General features: G+C 58.2%; 19 protein-coding genes and 5 pseudogenes. 14 read left to right on the top strand and 10 right to left on the bottom strand.

The annotated features are described in order from the left end of the window. Window position 1: 1 nt before the first annotated feature. The 3 genes and pseudogenes from ROS217_RS25060 to ROS217_RS21495 all read right to left on the bottom strand — a co-directional run. Complete coding sequence (locus ROS217_RS25060; protein WP_368072262.1) at window positions 2-142, bottom strand: IS4 family transposase; 141 nt, start codon at window positions 140-142, stop codon at window positions 2-4. Window positions 143-415: 273 nt separating this feature from the next. Then, window positions 416-1,408, bottom strand: coding sequence for an IS4 family transposase (locus tag ROS217_RS21500; RefSeq protein WP_083781612.1), 993 nt, complete (start codon window positions 1,406-1,408; stop codon window positions 416-418). 132 nt (window positions 1,409-1,540) lie between these two features. After that, window positions 1,541-2,530, bottom strand: a pseudogene (locus tag ROS217_RS21495) (IS1380-like element ISRssp8 family transposase); the annotation flags it as partial. Window positions 2,531-2,861: 331 nt separating this feature from the next. Here ROS217_RS21495 and ROS217_RS25055 point away from each other — a divergent pair. After that, window positions 2,862-3,189: pseudogene (locus tag ROS217_RS25055) on the top strand (transposase); the annotation flags it as partial. Next, window positions 3,172-3,453 (top strand): IS5/IS1182 family transposase, encoded by a 282-nt coding sequence (locus ROS217_RS25050; protein ID WP_009819946.1) that lies wholly within the window; start codon window positions 3,172-3,174, stop codon window positions 3,451-3,453. The pseudogene ROS217_RS25055 and the gene ROS217_RS25050, both read left to right, overlap by 18 nt. A gap of 336 nt (window positions 3,454-3,789) precedes the next feature. Here ROS217_RS25050 and ROS217_RS21485 read toward each other — a convergent pair whose 3' ends face one another. The 3 genes from ROS217_RS21485 to ROS217_RS21475 are packed head-to-tail and all read right to left on the bottom strand — an operon-like array spanning window position 3,790 to window position 7,257. Then, window positions 3,790-4,992: an ABC transporter substrate-binding protein gene (locus ROS217_RS21485; RefSeq protein WP_198134951.1), complete on the bottom strand. Its 1,203-nt coding sequence runs from the start codon at window positions 4,990-4,992 to the stop codon at window positions 3,790-3,792. Between the two features lie 55 nt (window positions 4,993-5,047). After that, window positions 5,048-6,562 (bottom strand): ATP-binding response regulator, encoded by a 1,515-nt coding sequence (locus ROS217_RS21480; protein WP_009819944.1) that lies wholly within the window; start codon window positions 6,560-6,562, stop codon window positions 5,048-5,050. Next, window positions 6,559-7,257 carry a response regulator gene (locus ROS217_RS21475; protein WP_009819943.1) on the bottom strand — a complete coding sequence of 233 codons (699 nt, stop codon included), beginning with the start codon at window positions 7,255-7,257 and terminating at the stop codon, window positions 6,559-6,561. The genes ROS217_RS21480 and ROS217_RS21475 overlap by 4 nt, the downstream gene beginning before the upstream one ends. A 563-nt stretch (window positions 7,258-7,820) precedes the next feature. Here ROS217_RS21475 and ROS217_RS21470 point away from each other — a divergent pair. The 8 genes and pseudogenes from ROS217_RS21470 to ROS217_RS23775 form a co-directional block, all read left to right on the top strand. Continuing rightward, on the top strand, window positions 7,821-9,056 hold the full coding sequence (locus ROS217_RS21470) for an ABC transporter substrate-binding protein (protein WP_198134950.1): 1,236 nt from the start codon (window positions 7,821-7,823) through the stop codon (window positions 9,054-9,056). 5 nt (window positions 9,057-9,061) lie between these two features. Next, entirely contained in the window at window positions 9,062-9,802 is a 741-nt protein-coding gene (locus ROS217_RS21465) for an ABC transporter ATP-binding protein (RefSeq protein ID WP_198134949.1), read from the top strand. 18 nt (window positions 9,803-9,820) lie between these two features. Beyond that, window positions 9,821-10,531 (top strand): ABC transporter ATP-binding protein, encoded by a 711-nt coding sequence (locus ROS217_RS21460; protein WP_009819940.1) that lies wholly within the window; start codon window positions 9,821-9,823, stop codon window positions 10,529-10,531. A 39-nt stretch (window positions 10,532-10,570) separates the two neighbouring features. Continuing rightward, window positions 10,571-11,452: a branched-chain amino acid ABC transporter permease gene (locus ROS217_RS21455; RefSeq protein ID WP_009819939.1), complete on the top strand. Its 882-nt coding sequence runs from the start codon at window positions 10,571-10,573 to the stop codon at window positions 11,450-11,452. Further along, the gene (locus ROS217_RS21450; protein ID WP_009819938.1) at window positions 11,449-13,104 is read left to right on the top strand and encodes a branched-chain amino acid ABC transporter permease; all 1,656 of its coding nucleotides are present in this window, start codon (window positions 11,449-11,451) and stop codon (window positions 13,102-13,104) included. The genes ROS217_RS21455 and ROS217_RS21450 overlap by 4 nt, the downstream gene beginning before the upstream one ends. Before the next feature lie 38 nt (window positions 13,105-13,142). Beyond that, the gene (locus ROS217_RS21445; RefSeq protein ID WP_157046747.1) at window positions 13,143-13,481 is read left to right on the top strand and encodes a hypothetical protein; all 339 of its coding nucleotides are present in this window, start codon (window positions 13,143-13,145) and stop codon (window positions 13,479-13,481) included. A gap of 2 nt (window positions 13,482-13,483) precedes the next feature. After that, window positions 13,484-15,805: a N,N-dimethylformamidase beta subunit family domain-containing protein gene (locus ROS217_RS21440; protein ID WP_009819936.1), complete on the top strand. Its 2,322-nt coding sequence runs from the start codon at window positions 13,484-13,486 to the stop codon at window positions 15,803-15,805. Between the two features lie 455 nt (window positions 15,806-16,260). Then, window positions 16,261-16,667 (top strand): annotated as a pseudogene (locus tag ROS217_RS23775) (transposase); the annotation flags it as partial. Between the two features lie 138 nt (window positions 16,668-16,805). On the opposite strand, the pseudogene ROS217_RS21430 reads toward ROS217_RS23775, so the two are convergent. Beyond that, a pseudogene (locus tag ROS217_RS21430) lies at window positions 16,806-17,996 on the bottom strand (IS110 family transposase); the annotation flags it as partial. A 262-nt stretch (window positions 17,997-18,258) separates the two neighbouring features. Between ROS217_RS21430 and ROS217_RS21425 the strand changes: the two are divergent. Beyond that, window positions 18,259-18,456, top strand: a pseudogene (locus tag ROS217_RS21425) (transposase); the annotation flags it as partial. 369 nt (window positions 18,457-18,825) lie between these two features. On the opposite strand, the gene repC reads toward ROS217_RS21425, so the two are convergent. The 3 genes from repC to ROS217_RS21410 form a co-directional block, all read right to left on the bottom strand. Continuing rightward, complete coding sequence (repC, locus tag ROS217_RS21420; protein WP_254656508.1) at window positions 18,826-20,019, bottom strand: replication initiation protein RepC; 1,194 nt, start codon at window positions 20,017-20,019, stop codon at window positions 18,826-18,828. A gap of 200 nt (window positions 20,020-20,219) precedes the next feature. Further along, window positions 20,220-20,879 carry a hypothetical protein gene (locus ROS217_RS21415; RefSeq protein ID WP_009819931.1) on the bottom strand — a complete coding sequence of 220 codons (660 nt, stop codon included), beginning with the start codon at window positions 20,877-20,879 and terminating at the stop codon, window positions 20,220-20,222. Between the two features lie 85 nt (window positions 20,880-20,964). Next, window positions 20,965-21,234 (bottom strand): hypothetical protein, encoded by a 270-nt coding sequence (locus tag ROS217_RS21410; RefSeq protein WP_009819930.1) that lies wholly within the window; start codon window positions 21,232-21,234, stop codon window positions 20,965-20,967. 197 nt (window positions 21,235-21,431) lie between these two features. On the opposite strand from ROS217_RS21410, the gene ROS217_RS23770 reads away from it, so the two are divergent. The 3 genes from ROS217_RS23770 to ROS217_RS21400 are packed head-to-tail and all read left to right on the top strand — an operon-like array spanning window position 21,432 to window position 22,685. Then, window positions 21,432-21,773: a hypothetical protein gene (locus tag ROS217_RS23770; RefSeq protein ID WP_009819929.1), complete on the top strand. Its 342-nt coding sequence runs from the start codon at window positions 21,432-21,434 to the stop codon at window positions 21,771-21,773. A gap of 49 nt (window positions 21,774-21,822) precedes the next feature. Next, the gene (locus ROS217_RS23765; RefSeq protein WP_296663607.1) at window positions 21,823-22,404 is read left to right on the top strand and encodes a lytic transglycosylase domain-containing protein; all 582 of its coding nucleotides are present in this window, start codon (window positions 21,823-21,825) and stop codon (window positions 22,402-22,404) included. Then, window positions 22,401-22,685, top strand: a complete 285-nt coding sequence (locus ROS217_RS21400) for a TrbC/VirB2 family protein (protein WP_009819927.1) — start codon at window positions 22,401-22,403, stop codon at window positions 22,683-22,685. Before ROS217_RS23765 ends, ROS217_RS21400 begins: the two co-directional genes overlap by 4 nt. The last annotated feature ends 3 nt before the right edge of the window (window positions 22,686-22,688 follow it).

The raw sequence follows: 22,688 nt of genomic DNA, 5'->3' as shown, positions 1-22,688 counted from the left end.
GTTACCCATAAGTTTCCTGTCTTTCTGCGATACGAGCGCCTTCGACAAGGTCGGCGAGGCGGGAGAGGCCGCGCCATATGACTGTCGTGCCTGGTGGCGCATCCGATGTGCGATCAAGATAGCCCCCAAGCCGCGCAACAATCCTGACATAGAAATCGAGATCGCGCGTAACCTTCTGTTTGTTTTCTGTCGTCAGGCGCTCGAGCAGGGTGCGCTCGGCTTTGGTGAAGACGGCAGCGGGTGATGTTTGGTGTCTCGCGCCTGAGCATCGTCAGCCAGGACACGCGCCAGGCCACGACGCAGCACAGTGCAATGCAGTTTGCCAGTCACCAGCCGTTGCCAAGCGCAGCCCTTCGATCCGGCACCCGGTTTTCAGGGTCCGGAAGAAGGTCTCGATCTTCCATCTCAGCGCATATCACTCGAGCTTGTGAATGGCGTCCGCATGGGTCGCAACCGGCAGGTTCGTGATCAGTTTCCAGAACACGGGCGCCCGGCCTTCTGGCGGGTTGAGCTCTTCAGCATGGATGATCTGGAGCTGTTGATGCCGGTATTTCTTCTGCTTCCCGATCGGCGGGCGAACTGTCATCGTAGCGCGCCTGATCGAAAGCACGGCCTGCTGCGTCTTGCCCTGCGCATCGCGGAACCGAATTTCATGCGTACCACTGGCTTGGATCGTAGCCACCACCTTTGAGACGGTCGTATCCCCGTCTTCGGCCAAGCGATCAACGCAGCTTCGGACGAGGAAGCTGGTCCCCAAATCTTCCGCCAGGCAGTAGAGCTCGTAGATATCGCTCTCGCGATCGCCTATATGAACGCAGCGTTCTGGCGCACCGATCAACTCGGTTGAAAGGCGTATGTTGTCCAGCCAGCGCATACTTTCCTTCTGCTCAATGGGGACGCGAGTTGGATTGATTTTGCGCTTAAGGGCCCTCGTGCCTTTGAATTTGTCACGCGACCAGAATTTTGCCGCAGTTATTCCGAGTGGAAGGCCTTCCGGCGTGACGGCAAGGCTCACATGCATCCGTATGCCGCAGATGGCGTGGCTCTGATGACGCCCGTCCTTCATCTTGCGGCCGCATGATGTTCCGGTAAACCCGACTTTCTCCGGCTCAGCGCGCTTGAAAGAGAATTCCGTTATGTCCTGCAGGATCAAAATTGGACCATCGGTCGCGCGTGTGCGCAAATCAGAGGCGGCGAAATGGCCTTCGAGGATTTTGTCTTCACTGACATTTGCGTTCGAAAAGAAGCGGTAAGCAGCCTTGGTGTTCGACCAATCCTGAAACGCTGTCGGCAGCGATTTCCCGGGATGTTCTCCGAGAGCCTCGAGCATTCTCCCGAGACGCCGGTTTAGCCGCGCATCCCCAAGATCGCACTCAGCGGTCTCTGTTTCCACCCAACTCTGCTCCATGTTTCCACCTCAATCATTCGGTGCCACATGACGAATCATGGTTGAGTCAATTTGAGCAAGGCCAACTCTAGTGGGTGAATCAATTTGCCACACAACTTATGGGTAACTGCAAGGCCAATGGCGCGGTTACTGCTTGCCGCGGCCGCCCTCGAGATTGGTGACGATGTAGCGGGTATCGCGCCCCATTGGGCCAACCTCGACGCGGGCTATCACGCGGCGCGGTTTCGACCACGACCGGGCCGCGTAGGAAAAGGTCTTGAACCGGCGCAGTTTCTGACCAAGGGTGCGTGTGTAGCGCGCTGCCGTCGATGCCTCCATAGCCGAGATGTTTTGCGCCAGACGGCCGTTCTTTGACAGACCGAAGACATAGCTCAGCCCGAGCCTGTCACACAGGTCCAGAACCTCCGGGGTGCAGTAATGGCCGTCCGCCCGCAGCAGGATTTCCGTCTCGGGCCAATGCCTGGCAATCTGCCGGATCAACCAGCGGATATGGGCCGCGCTCTCGGCTCCCTTGGGCCGGCGGGCCGGGCGCAACAGTATCCCCACGAGCCGGCCTTCACCGTCGAACACGACGATCGGCTGGAAGCCGAACTCGTCGTAGAACGCATTGAACAGGCGCAGGTGCTGGTGGCCATGCACCGCATCAAAGGTATCATCTATATCGAGCACGATCCGGCCTGGAGCGCGCGCAAAGGACTCACAGTAGAACCGGACCATCTCGCGACCCATGTGGATCAGCGCGCGAGTATCGGGCAGGTTTTCCATGCGTGGAATCGTCGGCTGCGAACATAATGCCGCCCCGGTTTCCGGGCCGCGCTCCAGTGCAATCCTGAAGCTGGGATCGTGCCGCAAGGCGTTCGCGTCATTGCCGTCTTCATACCCAGCTGCGATCATCATGATCCGGAAACGGATGATGTCGCACAGGCTATGCTGAACTTTTGCCGGATCGCGCGGATCGCACAGGCAATCTGCAAGCCGCTGCGCCAGACCCGCCTTGCGCTCGATCTCGCGCAGCAGCGTCAGCCCTGCGTCGGAGCTCATGTCTGCGCCGTCAAATCCAAGCAGGATCGGCTTGCCATTGAGGGGTGACAGGCGGGGCGTGGAGCACGTAGATTGGACCATGGCGGGGGTCGTCCTCTCAAAAGCTGCATGTTTGGCGGTAGCACCCAAAACATACAGCATTTCAGATGGTTACGATACCTCCGCCGCCTTCTCGTGAATTATCCGGGTTAAGGGACGACTTGGGTAGATGGTGGTGAATCACTCTTCGATCAGTCTAGGGGCTAACTGACTGATTTAATTGAATCAGAAGGGTTATAGGCTCTGGTCATGATGGGTTGGAAAGAGGTTCAGGAAGCGCTTTTATACCGCTTCCGCATTGAGAAATGGCATTGCTGTAAGACTCTGGCCGTCGAGGATTCATTTCGCGAATTCATGCGGTTAGACGGATGGCATGAGCAAGCCCGAACCCGCCCGCTATCGCACAACAAACTGGTCCAGATATAGCGCAGCGCTTTGCAAGCGCGGGTCGCTGTTGTTCTGGCTTGACAAGAAGATGGCCTGGCACGCGCCGCATGAGCGGCGTCCAGGGCGCCCGCCAGTGTTCTCGATTGTGGCGATCCAGTTCTGTCGGTCGATCATGGTACTTTCGAAACTGCCGTCAGGCAAGCATCGGGGATGGTCGCCAGCCTGTTGCAGCTGGCGGGGCTAGACTGGCCCGCGCCGGACTATTCGACCTTGTGCGAAGGCAGAAGACCCTCCAAATGCGGATACCGTATCGCCGTACCGACGGGCAACTCAACCTGCTGGTGGATAGCACCGGCATCAAATTCCTTGGCGAGGGGGAAAGGCAAGCCCGCAAGCATAGTGTTAAGGGACGGCGCCAATGGCAAAAGGTCCATCTGGCCATGGATATGGCCACCTCCGACATCCGCGCCGTCGAGTTTGCTCCCAGACGGGACGGTGACAGCCCTATCCTGCCGGGCCTTCTGGACAAGATTCCCGACAACGAAGAAGTTGGCAGTGTGACCGCGGACGGTGCCTAAGACACACGCCGATGCCACAACGCTATCCTCGCAGGCGATGCGGTCTCGATCTATTCCGATCCGCAAGAATGGCCGATCTTGGAAAGAGAATTGTCCGGCCGCCCGAGCGCGCAACGGAACCCTGCGCACTAAGCGTCACCATGGCAGGACACTCTGGAAACGGTGGACCGGACTCCACGCCCCAAGCCGTATCGAGGCCAAGACGCGCTGCATCAAGTCCTTCGGTGAGCTCAACGCCGCACGAGATCCCCGACCGCCAAACCGCGAAGTCCACATCCGCATCGTACTTATCAATCGCTTCAATGCACTCGGCACCGCCGACCGAAGCGAGCCATTTTACAGCCAAGGCGGCAATTCGAAGGCCGAGTCTGAAAAAGGCTCAGGGGCCACCAGATTTGCCCGCTCGCCTGGAGTGCGCAATTGGTAGAAAAGATGGGGCAACCCTAGTGAAGGGTCGTTCGTGGCGTTGGGGTAAGGCACGGCAGCCTGCCATTTATGATGATAGCGGATCATCCCCGCGACGCTGCGGTAGGGTAAATTCAACAGAGCGGACGCAATGCGCCGGTTTTGCGTGTCTTGCCCCGGCCCGCCAGTGCCGCCAGCGATCGCGGCCGCAATGGCATAGTGGTGCAGCGATGTATAGGGCTGGCATCCGACCTCGGGGGTGGAAAGTGGCCCGAACCTTTCGATGTATTTCTCGGCAAACCGACAGCCCAGTTCATCCCGTGGCAACCCGATGACCGTGCCTACAATCGCACCACGCCCCTTTTCACCGACAATCTCCGAAAATTTGCGGTGCAACGCTCCATATTGAAGGTAAAGCAATGCGGGCAAAGGGTTTTCCATGAATTGCAAATGGAATTTTGCGATGTCCGTTGCGTGAAAATGGGTAAAGGCCAAGACGGCTGGGTCCTCTTTGCGGATGTCGTCCAGTATCGCGCGCCAGTTTCCGACAATGCTGCGCGACACGCGCGGGGGTGCTGCCTCCCATCCGAACTGCGCCGAAACCGATGCCATCGCATTGGCGATGACGATGCTGTAGGGTTTTGGCCCTGACAGGATGGCAATGCGGCGATTGCGTGGCTTCCATTGCTTGGTGTCGCGCAGGCATGACAGGAATTTTATAAACCCCTGACCGTACCAGTATTCCGCCGGATCGCCCATGAAACAGCCAAAATAGCGCTGTGGATCGCTGGCCACAGTGTCATGATGCTGCAAAAGCGTATTGTGGTGAATATAGATGATACCGGCGTCAGCGATCACCTCATATTCCGAATTCTGCGAGCCGATATTATAGCCATTGATGATCGCATGAACGCCGTGCTCGGCGATCAAGATGCGCGCTGCGCGAACAACCTTTTCAGCGCTTTGATCGCCCGTATCCACGAAAATCGGGGCCAATCTGCGCCCGTTGACGCCGCCGCGCGCGTTAACCTCATCAATCGCCATGATCAACCCGTTGCGGAATTCGTGACCATCTTCTGCCGATGTCCCGGTCAAAGGAACCATGCTTCCGATTGGGATCGTATCGTGTGACAAGGCGATATTCCTCTGGGTTGGGCGCGCCCACGCTTCGACGGTGCCCGGTTCCTTCTTAGTTTTCAAACAACAGGTTGTGCATAAGGACGCGCAGGCCCGGCGGGCTGATCGGTTTGATCATGACGGGGAACCCCTGATCGCGGATCGACTGGATCAGTTCGGGACTGGTATCTGCCGTCATTACAATCGTGGGGCATGAGGTATGCAGCAATGCGTTGATGTCGCGCGTGACATCCGTGCCCTGAATTTTTCCCTGCAACCGGTAATCGGTCAGGATGATGTCGGGCGCATGTTCCAAAGCAGCCACGCTGGATGCCACGTCATCGAATACGTCCATCTGCATCACCACAATGCCCCAGCGTACCAGAAGGGTGGTCAATGCCTCACGCAGGTTGGCATCGTCTTCCAGCAGGAGGCAGATCAGCCCGGCGAACTGGCCACCGATGCTTTCATTTATTTCCGGTTCTCCAATGGAGCTATGCAGGACGTTGCCGATCGGAAGGTCAATCGAAAAATTCGTGCCCTTTCCAAGGGTGCTTGTGACATGGATCGGGTGGTTCAAGATCTGGGCAAGCCGTCTGGATATATTCAGGCCCAGCCCAAGACTGTGACGACTCGATATCTGGCTGTCATCAATGCGGAAAAATTCCTGAAATATTGCTTCCTGATATTCTTCCTCGATCCCCACACCCGTGTCGATCACCATCACGCGCAGGCGGCTGCCATAGCGTTTGCACCCAACGACCACTCTGCCTTTGGGAGTATAGCGCAGGGCGTTGCTAACAAAATTGCTGACGATTCGTTCTAGCAGGACACGGTCACTGATCACAGCGACGTTGCTGGGCAGAATGTGCAGGTCTAAACCCGCTTCGTGGGCTTGATGCGCGAACTGAACCCGCAAGCGTTCCAGAACGGTCGAAATCTGGAACGTCTGGACGTTCGGCCTGATCTTACCTGCATCCAGTTGGCCGATGTTTAGAAGGGCCCCCAACAGGTCCTCCATGATCGACACGGACACGTCCATCGCATGCAGGGCTTCTTCGCGCTCCCGCGCGTCTTCGGCATCATAACAACTGTAGATAAGGATCTTGAGCGCAGCCAAAGGTTGGCGCAGGTCGTGATTTGCCGCGCGCAGAAACCGTGATTTGCTTTGATCGGCCTCGGCCGCTGCATCGCGGGCCTTTGCAAGGGCCTTTTGCGTGCGTTCGGCATTGGTCACATCGCGCAGCATCGTCACGACACCGGCCTGCGGCAGCGGCCATTGTTCCAGAAGACAGACAGTTCCGTCCGAAAACAGCAACCGTGTGCAGGGGCCATTCGGGGGGCAAGGGGCGCAGATATCATCGCTCGACTGTGAGAAGCCAATCAGAACTCCCCGCTCTTTGGCGTCCTCAAAAAACGCGCTGTTCTCAAAGCCGATCTGGCGCAGATCCGGCCCAAGTTCAAAGAGCGCGGCGTAGGCCGGATTACATGAGACCAACCGGGACTCTACTGACCAGATCGCAAGGGCGTGACCAATGCTGCGCAGGGCGTCTGAGTCGGCACTAGTTCCAGCCAGCGGATCCGTCATGGCCTGTCCGCGATTGAACGAAGCATGGCGGCGTTTTCCATGGCAAAGCGAACAGCGGCCTCACGTGATTTCAGGCCGGTCTTCTTAATGGCATTGGCCAGATGAACCCGGACGGTCTGCCGCGTTATGTCCAACGCATCCGCAATATCTGACACCGGGGCACCGCCTCCCAGCATCGTCATTATTTCCGCCTCGCGTCGGGTCAAGCCAAAATCGCTGTCTCTGTCGGTCGCAGTCACCACCGCCGAGGCAGCAGGTTCGGCCAGTGTCCGGGCCAGAATATCCCGGGGGAAGGCCACCTCGCCCGAGATGACGCGCGAAAGGGCGTGCTTGATTTCCTGAGCATTGGCAGATTTCGGAATATACCCGATGACGCCATGCTGGATCGCCCGCAGGACATATTCCGAATCCTCGTGAACCGAGATGATCACGACAGGAATTTCCGGAAACTTGCTGCGGATCAGGCGCAGGCCCTCGAATTCGCTGAATCCGGGCATTATCAGATCGACCAACAGCAGGCCGATGCCCGAATTCTGCGCCAGCACCAACAGCGCCTCGTTAAAGCTGGATGCCTCTAGAACCGTGACATCCTTGTCGATCCCGCGTGCCACCTGCTTGAGCGATTGTCGCACGACCCAATGATCGTCCGCTATCAATATGCTAAAAGAGGGCGGCGAAACGACGGGTCTTTCCATCGGAATCTTCCTAGATTGCTGTGGTGTCATGTCTAAGCGGCTTTCGCATGCAGGACTGATCCGACGTCAGGTCATTTGGATACGCCAGTATCTAATTGCATTCATCAAGATTGCCAACCTTTGTCACTGTTCTGTCGTTGCGTCAGGGCGCTGTTAACCAGACGGCTCAACTAGAGCTATAATCTAACATTACGATGAAGAATCTATACGTTACACGTATATTCAACTAGATAATTAGCCTAGCATACAAAGTGCTTTTCGATAAGCATATCGATGAAGAATTAGGAGTTTCCAAATATTTTGAGGTATTTCGGCCGCCATGATGCAACAAACAGCGTTGACAGGCCATTTCTTCTCCTCCTAGTATATATCATAACGTCTAGATATTTAGGTATATAACTCGTGATTCTCACAATGACAGCACTGCTCCCTGTAAAGGTGGGCGATAATGCGCTGCACCAACCGGAGGTAAGATGAATATGACCAATAAAACGCACTCCCGCTCTCAGGGGCGTATGATATCGCGTCGCACCGCGCTCAAACTGACCGCGGGTGGCGCGGCGATGGGCCTGGCTGCACCGGCGCTGTCCCAAGGGTTGAGCGACAAGCTACTGATCGGCGTTCCATCGTCGCTGTCCACGCCTTACGGCGTTGCCGACGACACCGATCATCTGAACGGCACCAATCTGGCGCTGGAAGAAATCAACTCTTCCGGCGGTATTCTGGGTCGGGAAATCGAACTGTTCGTGCCCGACGTTGACAAGCTGTCACCCGAAAGCTGCCGTCAGGCCATCGCGGCCTGTATCGACAAGAAAGTGCACGCAATATCGAATTCATTCCTGTTCGCGCCAATCCCGGCGATGGACGAGTCAGCAAAATACAAATGCCCCTATCTGAACGGCAACACCCAAAGGGCTGCTACAGAAATGTATCGGTCCGACCCTGAGAAATACAGCCACATTCTGCAAACGGACCCGTCCGAAGTGAACTACGGCTGGACCTATCCGAAGTGGCTGGAAAAGATGGAAGAGTCCGGCGTCTGGACCCCCAAGAACCGCAAGATCCACATCGTGGCCGAACAGGTCGGCTATTGCCAGACCATCCTCAAGGCCGCCCGCGAGGCAATACCGAACTCGACCTTCGAGCTCGTTGAAGTGACCGACATCCAGTATCCTGTCAACGACTGGGGCCCCGTCATCCAAAAGCTGAAAGAAGTCGACGCTGGCGCAATCATGATCAACCATTGGGTTGCCGCCGAATATGCAGCGTTCTGCAAGCAGTTCTCGGCTGATCCGGTCGAGAATTCGCTGGTCTATCTGCAATACGGTCCGTCTCAGCCCGAATTTCTGGAACTAGGCCGCAGCGCGACCGAGGGCTTTTGCTGGAGCACCGTTCTGGGCGTCTATGGCGACCAGAACGGCCAGGATTTCCGCAAGAAATACCTCACGCGCTATCCTGAATTTGAAGGCAACATGGGCCTAGTCTATACCGGCAACGGCTATGACATCATGAACTACCTCAAGCTGGCCTGGGAAGCGACAGGCGATCCGGACGATTTTGCCGCCAACGTCGCCTGGATCCGCAACAATCCCTACCGCGGCGTGAACGGGATGATGAACATGAACAACGACCTTCAGGAGGCGTTGCATTTTCCCGATAACGGTTTTGGCAATCAGGCCGCCAATCTGGAAGACGGCATGGGTCAGCTGTTCGTTCAGGTGCAGGACCGCGAACACAAGGTCATCTGGCCGAACGAGATTGCCGAATCCACGCTGCGCCCGGCACCTTGGTGGACGTGAGGTTGGTGCCAGTGACCAAAGCTTCTCCCCATATCGAAGCGGTGTTTTCCGCCAAAAGCTTGTCACTGGACCTTGGCGGACGCGAGGTTCTGACGAACATCGGATTTGACCTGAAGCCGGGTGAAGTTCTGGGCATCATCGGACCCAACGGTGCCGGAAAAACCAGCCTGCTGGAGATTCTCTCCGGCAGGTATCAGCCAAAGACCGGCAAGGTGATTTATGAAGGCAAAGACATCACCAAACTGCCTTTGTTTGAAAGGGCGCGGCGCGGAATAGGTCGGACATATCAGACACCGATCGTCCCCGAAGATCTGACAGTCGGCGAAGCGTTCAAGGCCGCCCGTCAGGCGTTTCGCCCCTGGCTTACCCGGTTTGATGCAGAATATGGCGCGCAACTGGTGAATTTCATCACGACCCACGACACGCACTGCGCCCGTCTCAAGACGTTTGAGCGTCGCAAGCTGCTGATGGCAAACCTACTGATGCGCCAGCCCAAGGTATTGCTAATGGATGAACCTGCGGCAGGGTTGATCAACGCCGAAATCGACGAAATCGATCAGATTCTACGGATGTTGTCCAAGGAGATGAACGTCGGCGTCCTGATCGTCGAGCACCGGATCGAGCTGCTTGAATCGATAGCGGACCGGGTGATTGTGATGGACGCAGGCGAAGTCATCGCCCAGGGCGAGCTGGCTGACATCATAAACAGCCCCGCCGTGCGCGCCGCCTATTTCGAAACGGCCTGAAACAGTGCGGGGAACACCATGAAAGAAGTCTTGAAAGTCGAAGGTCTTTCGGCGGGCTATGGCCCTTTGCGCGTTCTGCATGACCTCGATCTTGTCATCCATCCGGGCGAAAGGATCGGTATCGTCGGCCTGAACGGGCACGGAAAAACAACACTGTTCTATGCCATTGCCGGGCTGACCGGCTGGCAGCGCGGTTCGATCCTGTTGAACGGTCAGCAGATCGGCCGGTCGCGCAGTCAGGGGGCGGGGCGGTACACCCATAAGATCGTGCGGCAGGGTCTGGCGATCATGCCGCAGGGCGACGAGATCTTTAACGGGCTGACCGTCGAAGAGCATCTGGACAGCGGGGCCTTCACCCCCGAGGCCTGGCGCACCCGCAAGGAGCGCAAGGAACGGGTGCTCAATCTTTTCGACCCACTGCGCAAGCTGATGAAAACCCCAGTCGGGCGTCTTTCAGGCGGCGAACGGCGGATGGTGTCGATCGGGCGCGGCCTGATGACCGACGCCAAGCTGTACCTGTCGGACGAGCCCTCTCTGGGCCTGGCACCCAAGATCGGTTTGGCCGTGATGGATGCACTGCTGGCGATCGATCTGAAGGACAGCGCGATGTTCATCGCCGAACAGAACGTTGCCCTTCTGGAAGGGCGCGTCGACCGAATCATAGGTATGCACGCCGGCAAACTGAAGGGCGAGGCATCGTCCGGCGTTCAGCTGGGCAGCGGCGGCTGATGCAATTTCAACATGATTTGAATACGGGAAGGTAGCGGAATGGACATCACATTCGTCCTGACGAATGCCATTATTGTGGCATGTATATACGGGTTGATCGCAATCGCGGTGTCCATCACCTGGTCCAGTCTGGGACTGATCAATCTGGCCTACGGGTTCATCTTTTCCTTTGCCGGATATGGCGCATGGATGATGGCCGAATATGTCACCGAAAACCCAGCCTTGGTGGCCGCCACGGGCATTGCGGTGGGCGCGTTGGGCGGAGTTATCGTATGTCTTACGGTGTTCATACCCCTGCATGACAAGCCGAATTTCACGACGCGCGGCATGATCGCCACCCTGGCGATCAGCCTGATTGGAAGCCAGGCGTTCCTGATGTATTTCGGCCCACGCCCCAAGGCGCTGCCCGAAATATTCGGGTTCTGGAAGGTTGATTTTCTGGGCATCACCCTGACCTCGGACAAGATCGGCATCGTGGTCTGCTCCATCGCGATGCTGGCTGTCGTGGTGTTCTGGATGCGCGGTAGTCGGCGCGGCTTGGAAATACGCGCGATGATGATGAACCCTCACGCGGCGGCGATTGTCGGCATCGGTATTCGCAGCACGGGCGTGTACGTCATGGCTATGACCGGCGCGATGGCAGGGCTGGCGGCGATCCTGCTGTCACAGACCTACTACATCTCTCCGTTCAGCGGCCTGACGCCTTTGATCAAGGGGGTCAGTATTGCGCTTTGCGGTGGGCTTGGCTCGGTTCAGGGGGCCGTCATCGCGGCGATCCTTTTGGGCCTGGTCGAGGCCCTGACCAATCAGTTTCTTGGAGGCCAATATGTGCTGATGACGCAGTTTCTGGTCATCATCATGGTGCTGATCGTGCGGCCAAGAGGGATTTCGGGACTTTTGGACAAGGCACGGGAACAATGAGCGACGCGAACCGAAAAGACTATGTCTGGCACAATCCGCTCGCGGTTTGGGGAACGGCCACCGGCAATGAAAAGGCGGACTCGATCGAGGTGCCCGACCCTCGTGATGTTTGGGATGAAAACCGCGCCTTCAAGGTTCCGACCTACAAGGTTGGCCGCCTGAAACACTATATCATCTGGCCCACACATGGCGACAGGCTGTGGAACAGGATGCGCTGGTGGCCAACGCGGCGCAACCTGCTTCACATCAAGGGACAGTACAACCGCAAGACGCTGGCCGCCGAAAAGAAGATCATCGACCGTCGGCCGATCTACTGGGCGCTCTGCCTTTTGATCATCGCACTGGGACCGCTTTTCTTTCCCGCCGACATGATGAACACGTTGATGACTGCTGGCGCGATCTTTGGTGTCTTTGCTGCAATCAATGTGTGCTGGACGCTGATTATAGGCACGGCCAGTATCTTTTCACTCGCGACATACGCGGTGGTGGGCACGGCGGGGTTCATCAGCTCATGGGTGTCAATCAAATACGGCATCCCGTGGTATTTTCTGCCCTTCATCGGAAGCGGTGTTGGCCTGATCTTTGGCGCGGCCATCGCCATTCCCGCTTTGCGTCTGGACGGATTTTACTATGCGCTTCTGACGCTTGGCCTGAACGAGCTGTGCCGCGTGTTTTTCACCACTTCCAATGAATTCGGGTCGGCATCGGGCGGGCTTTACGGGGCATCGACCTTCGTCAATGACACCTGGGAGCCGATTACACAGTCGATGGTGACTTACTATTCATCCTTCGCGTTGCTGATTGGCGCCCTGTTTCTGTTTAGGCTGATCCACGGCAAACGGTTAGGCCGCATCCTGCGCATGGCCCCTGAGAAGCGCGAGGCCTTCGCGGCGGCGTGCGGTGTCGACTACAAGCGCGCGCGGATCACTATCTTTGTCGTCACATCGATTGCCCTGGGGTTCATCGGCGGGTTCTATTCGGCGCAATACCGGGGAATCGCGTTTTCGATCTTCGGGTTCGATACCGTCTTGCTAGGCCTTGCCATGTTGGCCATCGGCGGGATCGGCAAGGCCGAGGGCGCGATTCTGGGCACGCTTGTCGTGGTATTTCTGGACAAGGTGTTGCTGGAACTGGGCCCGATCCGTCATTTCATGATCGGGGCACTGATGCTAGGCGTCGTGCTGTTTCTGAACAATGGCTATTTCGGCATAAAGCAGCAGTTCAACGCGTGGCGCGACAAGAAGCGCGGTGAATGGAGGTCGTCAAGATCTGAAAAGGGTGGCGAGGCCCTGCCCGAAGAGGCGACCGAGATCGAGGACAAGGACGACCTTTATTTCCGCCGGTTCGACAAGCTGCAGCGCGATTATCTCAAGGGCCTGGTCACGCCACAGATCATCGAAGAGCACCGCAAACAGCCACTGGGCCAGCACAGCGAGGCGCTGGAACGTGTGCTGCTCTATTTCCGCCGCGCGAAAATGGAAGACAAATACGCGCTGCACCGAGCGGGGGCACAGGGGCCTTACAAGATCATCGCGTTTTCCGGTGTGCGCGGAGTGTCGCCCCGTCTGGTGGATGATCGCGAATACGCAACCCTGGACGAGGGTTACCACGGCGTGTTTATGCGCCGCGTCCACGACCTGATGGAAACCTGAGGGCCACCATGATGACAGATAAGGACACATTCCCCACGTTGCTGGATGCCGATGATCATGTGCGGGAAAATTTTGACGCCATGACGCGCAAGTATCTGCTGATGGTGCTGAACGATGACATCATCAAGGAGCATCGCCACAAACAGATGGGGCACCATAGCGAACCTTTGGCGCGGTTGTTGGCGTGGTGTCATCGCAGGCCGATAGATCAGCAATATTCGCTCCGCCTCGGGGCAGATGGCGGCTATCGGATCATCCGCATGTCGGGGCGGCGCGGCATACCTCCCGCCTACGTCGGTGAAACGGTTTTCGCGACAATTGACGACGCCAGACACGGCGTTTTCCTAAAACATATCAGAGATTTGACAGGAGGCTGACAATGGCTCAACAGAAAATATTCGGCTATGCCAATCGCATTTCGGTCAAGCAGGGTGAAGAGATCGCATTTCACGCCAACGCCGATGGCGCGACCACAGCTGAGGCACAGCTTGTCCGTCTGATCCACGGCGACGCGCACGAAGCAGGGCCCGGCCATGTCGAAGCCGAGATCGCCAATCCGATCAACGGGACCTGGACCGTCGGCAAACAATTCACGCAACTTGGCAATTATCTGAAAGTGGCCGATCCCGAAAACCGTCTGGCCGTAAACGGGGCGTTGTCGATGTCTTGCCACATCTGGCCCACCATGCCGCGCCGCGGCATGCGGCAAGTCATCATGGGGCGATGGGATACGTTGAACAAGACCGGCTATGGTCTGGGCGTCAATCCCGATGGGTATCTGGAATTCTGGGTGGGCGACGGCAAGGAAGTTGATTACGTCACCTCCGAGCTGCCCCTGATGGCCAAGGTCTGGTATTTTGTCGGTGTGTCCTGGGACCCTGCCAGCGGCAAGGCAACACTGCACCAGGAGGGCGCGTTGAACCGCTATAACTCGCTGATCGGCCCGGTAGTGCCGTATGATTTCCGCAGTCACGTCAGCCAGACGTTCCGCTTTCGCCAGGTGAACAAGCCGGACGTTCCGTTCCTTGTGGGCGGCGCGCGCGACTTTCATTCGCAACGCGGCTTTTTCTTCAATGACCTCTACGCCGGCAAGATTGACCGGCCCTTGATCTGCAACCGGGTTCTGACACGCGCCGAAATGGACGCCTGCCGAAATGGGACCCGCCCGCCCGAAGACACGATCCTTGCCTATTGGGACACGGCGGCGGGATACACGAAGGACGGCATCGGCCACGATGTGATGGATACCGGCCCGCATGGTTTGACAGCGACAGGGTATAATCATCCTGTGCGCGGCATGACCGGCTGGAACTGGAACGGCAAGGACGACAGTTTCCGGCTTGATCCTACACAATACGGCGGGATCGAATTTCACCCCGATGCCGTCACCGATTGTCGCTGGCCGGAAACCAACCGCATGACGATCCCCAAGGACCTTCCAAGCGGCATCTACGCCATCCGTCTGCGGGTCGGTCCCGGCGAGGGTATTGCCGAGGAATACATCGTGTTCGTCGTCCGGTCGCTGCGCCCCAAGGCAAAGCTGTGCTTTCTGGTGCCGACTGCCAGCTATCTGGCCTATGGCAATGAAAGCCTCAGCTTTAATGCCCATATCATTCAGCCAATGACAGGCCAGCCGCCTGTTGTAACCGACATCGACGTCGAAACCTACGAGCACGGCGAGTACGGTCTGTCGACCTACGACACGTTCGAGGATGGCGGCGGCGTGTGCTTTTCGTCCTATCTGAGGCCGGTCATTAACATGCGGCCCAAATACCGGATGTCCAGCATGAACATCACCTGGCAGTTCCCGGCCGATCTGTCGATCGTCGCCTGGATCGAGCATCAGGGCTATGACTGTGAATTCATCACCGACGAAGACCTGCATCGCGAGGGGCTGGACCTCCTGAAAAACTTCAACTGTGTGATTTCCGGCACCCATCCAGAATATGTCTCGGAGCGGATGCTGGACGCGCAGGAGGATTTCGTAATTCAGGGCGGTCGCCTGATCTATATGGGCGGCAACGGATATTACTGGGCCATCGGTTTTGATGCGGCGCAGCCCAGTTGCATGGAGGTCCGCAAGCTTGATTCCGGCATGCGCGCCTGGGCCGCCAGACCGGGCGAGCACTATCTTCAGACCACGGGCGAAAAAAGCGGCCTCTGGCGCAACCGGGGCCGGGCACCTCAGAAATTGCTTGGCGTGGGCTTCATTGCCGAAGGATTCGAGACGGCCTCGCCCTATCGCAAGATGCCCGATGCCTGGCACCGCACCGTGTCATGGATCACCGACGGCATCGAGGGTGAGATCATCGGTGACGCGGGCCTTGCCTATGGTGGGGCGGCGGGTATCGAACTGGACCGCTACGACCTGAGCTTGGGAACTCCGCCGCATACCAAGATCATCGCGGCCTCGGGCGGTCATTCGGACAATTACGTGCTGGTTACCGAAGAACTGCTGTATGCCTACGCAGGGCTGGTCGGATCGCTGGATTATCGCATCCGCGGCGACGTGACCTTCTTTACCGCGCCCAATGACGGGGCGGTTTTCAGCACCGGCTCGATCGGATACGGGCAAGCACTGCCTGCGAATAATTTCGACAACAGCGCGGCAAGAATGCTGGGCAATGTTGTGGACGCCTTCATCAAGGACGGACCACTTCCGGGACAGAAATGGACCTTGGAGGAGAAACAGTGGCGATAGCCAAACGCGACAATTCTTAGCAACTGTACTCATGCCTTCCGCCTCAGACCGCTTGCGCTGGATATCCAACCGGCGAATGGCGGGGGGCTGACCGCCCTCGCCGATCCCCCCGGTGAGGGCCTTGAACAGATCGCCGGGTATTGCCAAGTTTTTGTGGTTAACTTTTTGTCGCGCAGCCCTTAAATCGGGTCACCCTCCATTTGTGTTGTGGAACGGAAGCATTCGCGCCCGAAGCAAGTTCGACCCGGCTCGACCATACATCCCTCTCTTCAAGGTGTTCAGTCGGTTGATCTGACCTTCGGCTTGACCATTGCTCCACTGCATTTCGGTCGCATTCCTGACCTCATCAATGCCCTATTCAAGGTGCGGGCGAGCCGTATGATGAGTGCAAAGTCAGTTTCGATCGCGTCGTCGCTCCGGGCAGGAAGCGGGTCCACTTTGCGACCACGCAACCGGACGCCCACGGGCGCATCAAGGCCGCAGTGTCGAAGGTGCTGTGCGCCACGTGGCAGCGCTGCCGCGTCCATTTTCAAAGGAATATCGCCGCTCATGTCGGCAAGAGCGGCCGCAGAGTGGTCTCCGCCTTCATCGCCACCGCCTTTGCGCAGGACACGGCCGAGACCGCCAGCGCCCAAGGGCGCAGTGTCGCTGATCAAATCCGTCCCAAGGTGCCTAGGCTGGCCACGCTGATGGATGACGCCGAGCACGACGTGCTGGCCTACATTGGGCTGCGCCCGTTCTTGCCTCAAACCGTCCACCGGTCAGTTTGCCGCCTGCGGCGGACCGGCGCGAACTTCCCAAAGAACACCGCGCGAACTTGCACAGCACGGATGAGATCGAACGGACGGATGAGATCGAACGGATGAGATCGAAAAGACTTTTCTGTTGGTTTTTGCTATTTTTTCTCTGTGCGGTCGACCTCGTGGCGAAGCGTGGCGTGTCGGCTGGAAGCGTCACCGGGCAGCCTACTCAGTCCCTGCCGGTTTGAGGCGATCGCACACCCCCCGCTATTTTTCGGAGGGCGCGTCTGCCAGGCGGCAACGAACTGTTCATAGCTCTTTTCCGCGTGCTCCGCGATCCGTGCCTCCTGCTGGCGCAGATCCTTTACGTTGTAGGCATAGCTCGCGCCGCGCTTGCTACCCTTCTTCTGTGGCTGGCCGGCGGCCAGTTCCATGGCGCGGCGCTTATGGGCGACCAGGCTTGGCCGGGCCCAATGATAGTCCTCGCCCTTCGTCAGCATGTGCCAGCACAGGGTCGCGAGCTTTCGTGCGACAGCGACTGCGGCGATCTGATGTCCGCGGCGCGCTCGGATGCGGATGAAGAAAGCCCGCAGCGGTCCGGGTGCTTTCGCCGCAGCCCAGGCCGCCTCGACCAGCATCGCGCGGGCGTGGCTGCGCCCGGCCTTGCTGATCCGACCATGATGGGCGGGGCCGAGTCCGGATTGGCGCACCCGCGGGTTCAACCCGAAATAGCTCACCAGTTTCTGGGGTGAGTTGAACCGGTCGATGCTCCCGATCGCCGCCATCAGCCCGGCCGCCACCGTCAGATTTACGCCCGTGATGGTCAGCAGCCGCTGGATTGCCTCGTCATCAATCGCGTCCTGGGCGATGTCACGGTCGAGCACGGCGAGGTCCTCACCGAGCCGGTCCAACTCGCGGATATGGCGCGCTATTGCGGCGCGCTCGTCTTCCGGCACCGGCTGGCGGTGCAGCCAGTCGCGGCCACGCTTGTTGAAGAGATCAGCATGCGGACATTTCGGGATCAGATGCGCATGCAGGATGGCATGCACCTCGTTCTTGATCCGGGTCCGGTGCCGGACAACCTGATAGCGACGCGCCACGAGCCTGCGCATCCGTTCCGTCGCCGCATCCGGTGTCCAGATTTCCGGCAGATAGCCGGCCGCATGCAGGCTGGCCAGCGTCGCTGCGTCGACCTTGTCGGTCTTCACATGGGCATGGGCGATCGCTTTCACCTGAAGGGGATTGGCAATCACCACCCGTTTCACATGGGGCGACAAAACCCGGGACACCGCCATGCAGTTTCCCGTCGCCTCGATCACCACCTCGTCCGTCTTCTTCAATTGCCTGCCGAACCCCTCGAGGGCCGTGCGGGTCATCTCGACCCGACCTTCATGTCGGGTCAGACCGTTCTCCCAGATCACCACCTCCCCGAAAGTCCGGTGGATATCTATTCCGATCACGCGTCGCATGCGCGCCTCCCTTGCCAGTTGAAAACAGCGGGAGCGGCGGGCAACACGACAACTACGGATTCGTGCTCTCGGCACAACCGGGCGAGTCGCAGAGGCGGCCAGCTACTAACACGAGCTCTCGGCTCATCGTATGGATCGGCCTGCCCACACCTTCGTGCTCCCGGTGCCTCTGTCCCGGATGCTCGCAGCATACACCCTGATCCGAGAATCAGAGCCAAACATTGGCACCGAGATCCTCATACCGGTTACGGATGAGATCAAGCGGCGCACCGATGTCGTCGGCATCTTTCCAAACGATGACGCCATCGTCCGCTTTGTTTGAGCTTTGCTATTGGAGCAAAACGACGAATGGGTCGTTCCGCGTGCCCGCTACATGACACTGGAAACCATCGCGCCGATGGGCGATGATGCCGTCATCAGCCTACCCACAGTGGCATCCTGATCAAGCAGGCCCGCGCCGAACATCACCGTGACGATCAGCGCCAGTTACACCATGTTACGGAACACTATCCAGAATTCTGGGCTGTCAAGATTGTGGATAGCCCAGTCATATCAAGCCGCATTGAGTTGCGCGACGATCTCGTCTTTTGAAAGAAATGCGATCTCTCAAATGGCAAAATGCAAGACACTCTGTGCCTCTGCGAATCCAGACGCTGTTCTGGCCACCCTCGGATGAAAGTTAAGCCGCCCGTCGAGCAGCCGATTTGTGAACCCCCGAATGTTATCAGTTTCAAATCGCAACTCTCACGCGTTGGTTCCTTCCGAACAGTTGTAACAGACCGATGTCGTCGAGGACATAGAGCCCCTAAGTTTATTTTGCCAAGAACACATCGGTACGGCGCCGTTTCAGAGCTACAAGCCCTGCATTGATGTCGAGCCTTCCAGCCTTGGCTCGACGGATCATCTCGCGCATCAATCCGCCCGGATTGCGCACATGGTATGTGGGGTGATCTCTTCCAGCATCGACTAGGAGAAGGCAGAGCGCCAATCCATGATCACCCAAGGTGCTCTGGCCCTCAAACCAGACTGACGGATGGATATCGAGCATCGGCAATAGCCGCCAGGCGGCCTCGATTATGTCGCGTTCCCTGAGCGGCCCATTGTTTTGTTGGCGCGCGTCAAGCAGCATGCGTAGGCCGTCGCCAGCAATGTCATAAAGATTCTCAGGCGTCAGAGTCGGTGACGCGTGGCAAGGAGGTACTGGCGACAATTTACTGTCTGCGACTTCTTCGCATCTTGCGGAGTTATCCACAGCAGAGGGCTCCTCTACATTTTGAAATTCTTCCTTGGTGCTCTGTGTAAAGGGCCGGAAGTTTTGCGCTGGTTCGCCGGAAGAAAGCCCGTGTTTTTCAAGCCAGTCATCGATCCGGTTGCACAGATCGGAACTCGCCTGCAGGTGGGCGGTAAGCCGGCCCAAACCAAGACGGCTCAACGCATCGCTGCGTGGCCAGCTTGCGAAACTGCCAAGAATATCTGCGACCTCCGTATCCTCGGTGGCCCAGGAGGGCAGGGCGGAGATGGCCCGTTTCATGTGCCGCAATCGCAGGGACCGAAGATCCATCAAAGAGCGCAAATGCTTCCGTTCCGCGCGGAGCCGATCGCGAAGGGCTATGAACTCCTCCAGGCGCGCGATCAGCGGCGTGAGGATCAAGCCGAGACCGGCGCGACCAAAGCGGGCTCCGTTGGCGGCGACGCGCTTCACGATCAGGCCGAGCCTCGCCAGCGCAGCCTCATCCGTGCGCAACTGCCGCGCTGTCTTGCCCAGCTCGATAGCCGCCAGGTCTTGCGCCCCAAAGAACACCGGTTCCCGGTGTGGAGAGGTCCAGTCAGAGGCGCGGGTCCGTCCGATAATGTAGTTCAGCACCGCAAGGCGCGCCGGGCGCAAGCCGATATGAGGGGCAACCTCTGACAGAAGCGCCATGACTGCGCCTTTGGTCCAGCCTTCCGGCAAGGCCGGGTGGTTTCGAATGGAGGTCAATATCTTGTCCTTGTCAGTATGGGACAAGGCAGCAACTGGGCATCCGCATCCCGGCAAGAGATACGTTTTTTCGTTGCCTTGACTGTCGGGACTGCTAAAACAAGGCCACTGTTTGAGTTGACCTGTCGGAACGCCAATTCCGTTGTTCTTTGAGCCCCTCGCATGGTTGCCGCCTTGCGGGGGTTTCTCTTTTCTGGGGTGTCGAGTCCTTCTATCGGGGTTGGGGATCAGTAATTGACCTGCTCAGAGCCGTAAGTGCCCTCGTGATCTTCCCAGTCGACAAAGACGGCACGGACCCGGATGCTCGGGCAGGTGGCTCCAAAACCCTCGTCACCCTGAAATGCCGGTGGTAGCTCCCCCGGAGACGCGATCCGCCATCGAAACTGTCCGGTGCTGTCGTATGAACCATGCCGGATCCGGGCCGTGCGACGACAATGCTCGCCTTCGCCGACCACCCCCTGGGACAAATAAGCGTCAAACACATCAATGGAGCGGATAAACGCGAAGGCGGACCCGCTGACATCGATATCAGCACCATGTCCGACAGCCTGCGCGAGATGGAGCCCTTCCATCTGGGGGGCCGGGGAAACTGCTGGCCCGGGATTGACCCCCGCCAGCCTGTAAAGGCGCGCGACCGGGTCTGGCGCTCGAAGCGCCGCGCGCATCGGGCAGCGCCAGATCTGCAGTGGTGGCTCGACCGGCCAGGGTGTTATGCGGCGGATGAACTCCGCACGCGCCCGCGCACAGGGAACCGACGCAGGCCAACCGCCTGCGAGGCACAACAGGATCGCACAGTCGATCTGGTAGCCTTGTGCGGCAGCGGGTTTGACAGCAAGCGGTGTGAACCCGATCGCGAAGATCGCGGCAGTTGACAAAAGCCGCCTCATGACAGAGCGCAGCCGCTAACCTGTTGGCGTATAGTTGGATTTATGTTACGCAAGTCATAATTACTGACATATTTTGTGCGTCGTTTCATTGGAACATCTCCTGGTAAGCGTCAAGCACAAGACGGACTTCGGCCTGCGCGGAAGCTGATGCTGCGGCGAGGCAATTCAGATAGGTTTGTGCCTCATCGAAGTAGGTGTTGAACTCGGCTCTGATGTCATCGCCGTACTCGTTCAGGAGCGCAGGCGAGGCCGCCAGCTCCGGCCGCAACGGCAACACGCAGTCCATCGCCAGCGTCTCGGCGGTTGCTGGGATCGCTACGGCGATGAATGTGCTACATGCCAGCAACCGCGACATCTGGTGGTCTCCCGACAATCTGTGGGCGAATCGTGTGTCGGACCTATCACCGAAAAAATATCGTAATCAATCAAAAGATATCTATTGACCTCGTAAAGTGTTTTCCGCTACGTCGCCGCATATCTTGTGACATGCACTGTTTGAAGCGGTGCAAAAGCAGGTTACTTCCGTAGGAACTTCTTTCCTTCGGAGGCAAAATGGCAGGAACAAAATACCCCGTGATCCTAACATCGCACATGCAAGAGGCGATCGAGGGTGGGGCATGGATCGAGGTGGAATGCGTTGAAGCCCCGGAAAAGGGCGGCAATACGCATAGGGGTGGCTGGACGGTTTTCGTCTGCTCCAATGACGGTCAAGGCGGTGTGCACCGGTCGGTCTATGTGACCAACCGGGATCTGAAACCACGCGTCTTCAAGACCGCAGCAGGGCTCATGAGCTTCTGCCTGGAGCTCGACGCAAAGGTATTCAGCTGCCCTCTCCGAGAAGGTGAGAGAGGCACGTGGGAGTTTGAGACGACAAGGTATCCTACCAGCGGCTAGCCTCGTTCTCTGGGGGCTTTCAGGCCCTTCCACTCATGCACAATCCGTTATCGATCTCGATGCTCCAGACCGTATTGGTCGACTGACCAGTAGCGTTCTCGACTTTGCAAGACCCCAACCCGAGCAAAGCGACGGTGTCGCACGCTCTGAGGTCGTCCCTCTTGATTCACCACGCCTGTCTCCGCCGCGGGCCCCATCGGGCCGCCCTGCGATCGAGACCATGATCCTTGATGTGGGGTCGGTCTACGCGGAGCACCCGGCCCTGCGCAGGGCCGGGATGTCCACTCGCGAGTGGCTCGCATTGTTTCGCGCCAACATCGCTATTGAAAGCGCATTTGATCCAGGCGCGCGGTCGCATGTCGGCGCAATCGGGCTTGGGCAGTTGATGCCGGACACTGCACGCGTGCTTGGCGTCGATCCGCATGATCCTGAGCAAAACCTGCATGGATCCGCCCGCTACTTGCTGACACAACTTGATCGTTTTGGCACGCCGCAACTTGCGCTCGCGGCCTATAACGCCGGCCCCGAAGCCGTGGCGCGCCATGGCGGGATTCCCCCCTACCGCGAAACCCAAGGCCATGTTCGCAAGGTCATGGCCGTCTATGCCCAATCCATCGGAGACCAGATATGAAACGCATCGACTATACCCGGGCGGCATTGGCCGCGTTGCTGATGTTGGCTGCGGCCCCGGCGCTCGCACAAGACCTTAGCCCGGTCTCTGACATGATCGACAACATCATCGACGCGGTGACGGGGCCGATCGGTCGTGGCCTCGGTGTGCTCGCTCTCGTGGGATCGGGTGTCATGATGTTTTTCGGGCGCCTCAACTGGCCGATCTTCGTCGCCGTGTTTGTAGGCGTGGTGCTGATCTTTTCGGCCGAGACCATCATCGACGGCTTTGCGGCTCCTTGATCT

Source organism: Roseovarius sp. 217 (assembly GCF_000152845.1).
Lineage (GTDB): Bacteria > Pseudomonadota > Alphaproteobacteria > Rhodobacterales > Rhodobacteraceae > Roseovarius.
This window is presented reverse-complemented; position numbering and strand designations above follow the sequence as displayed.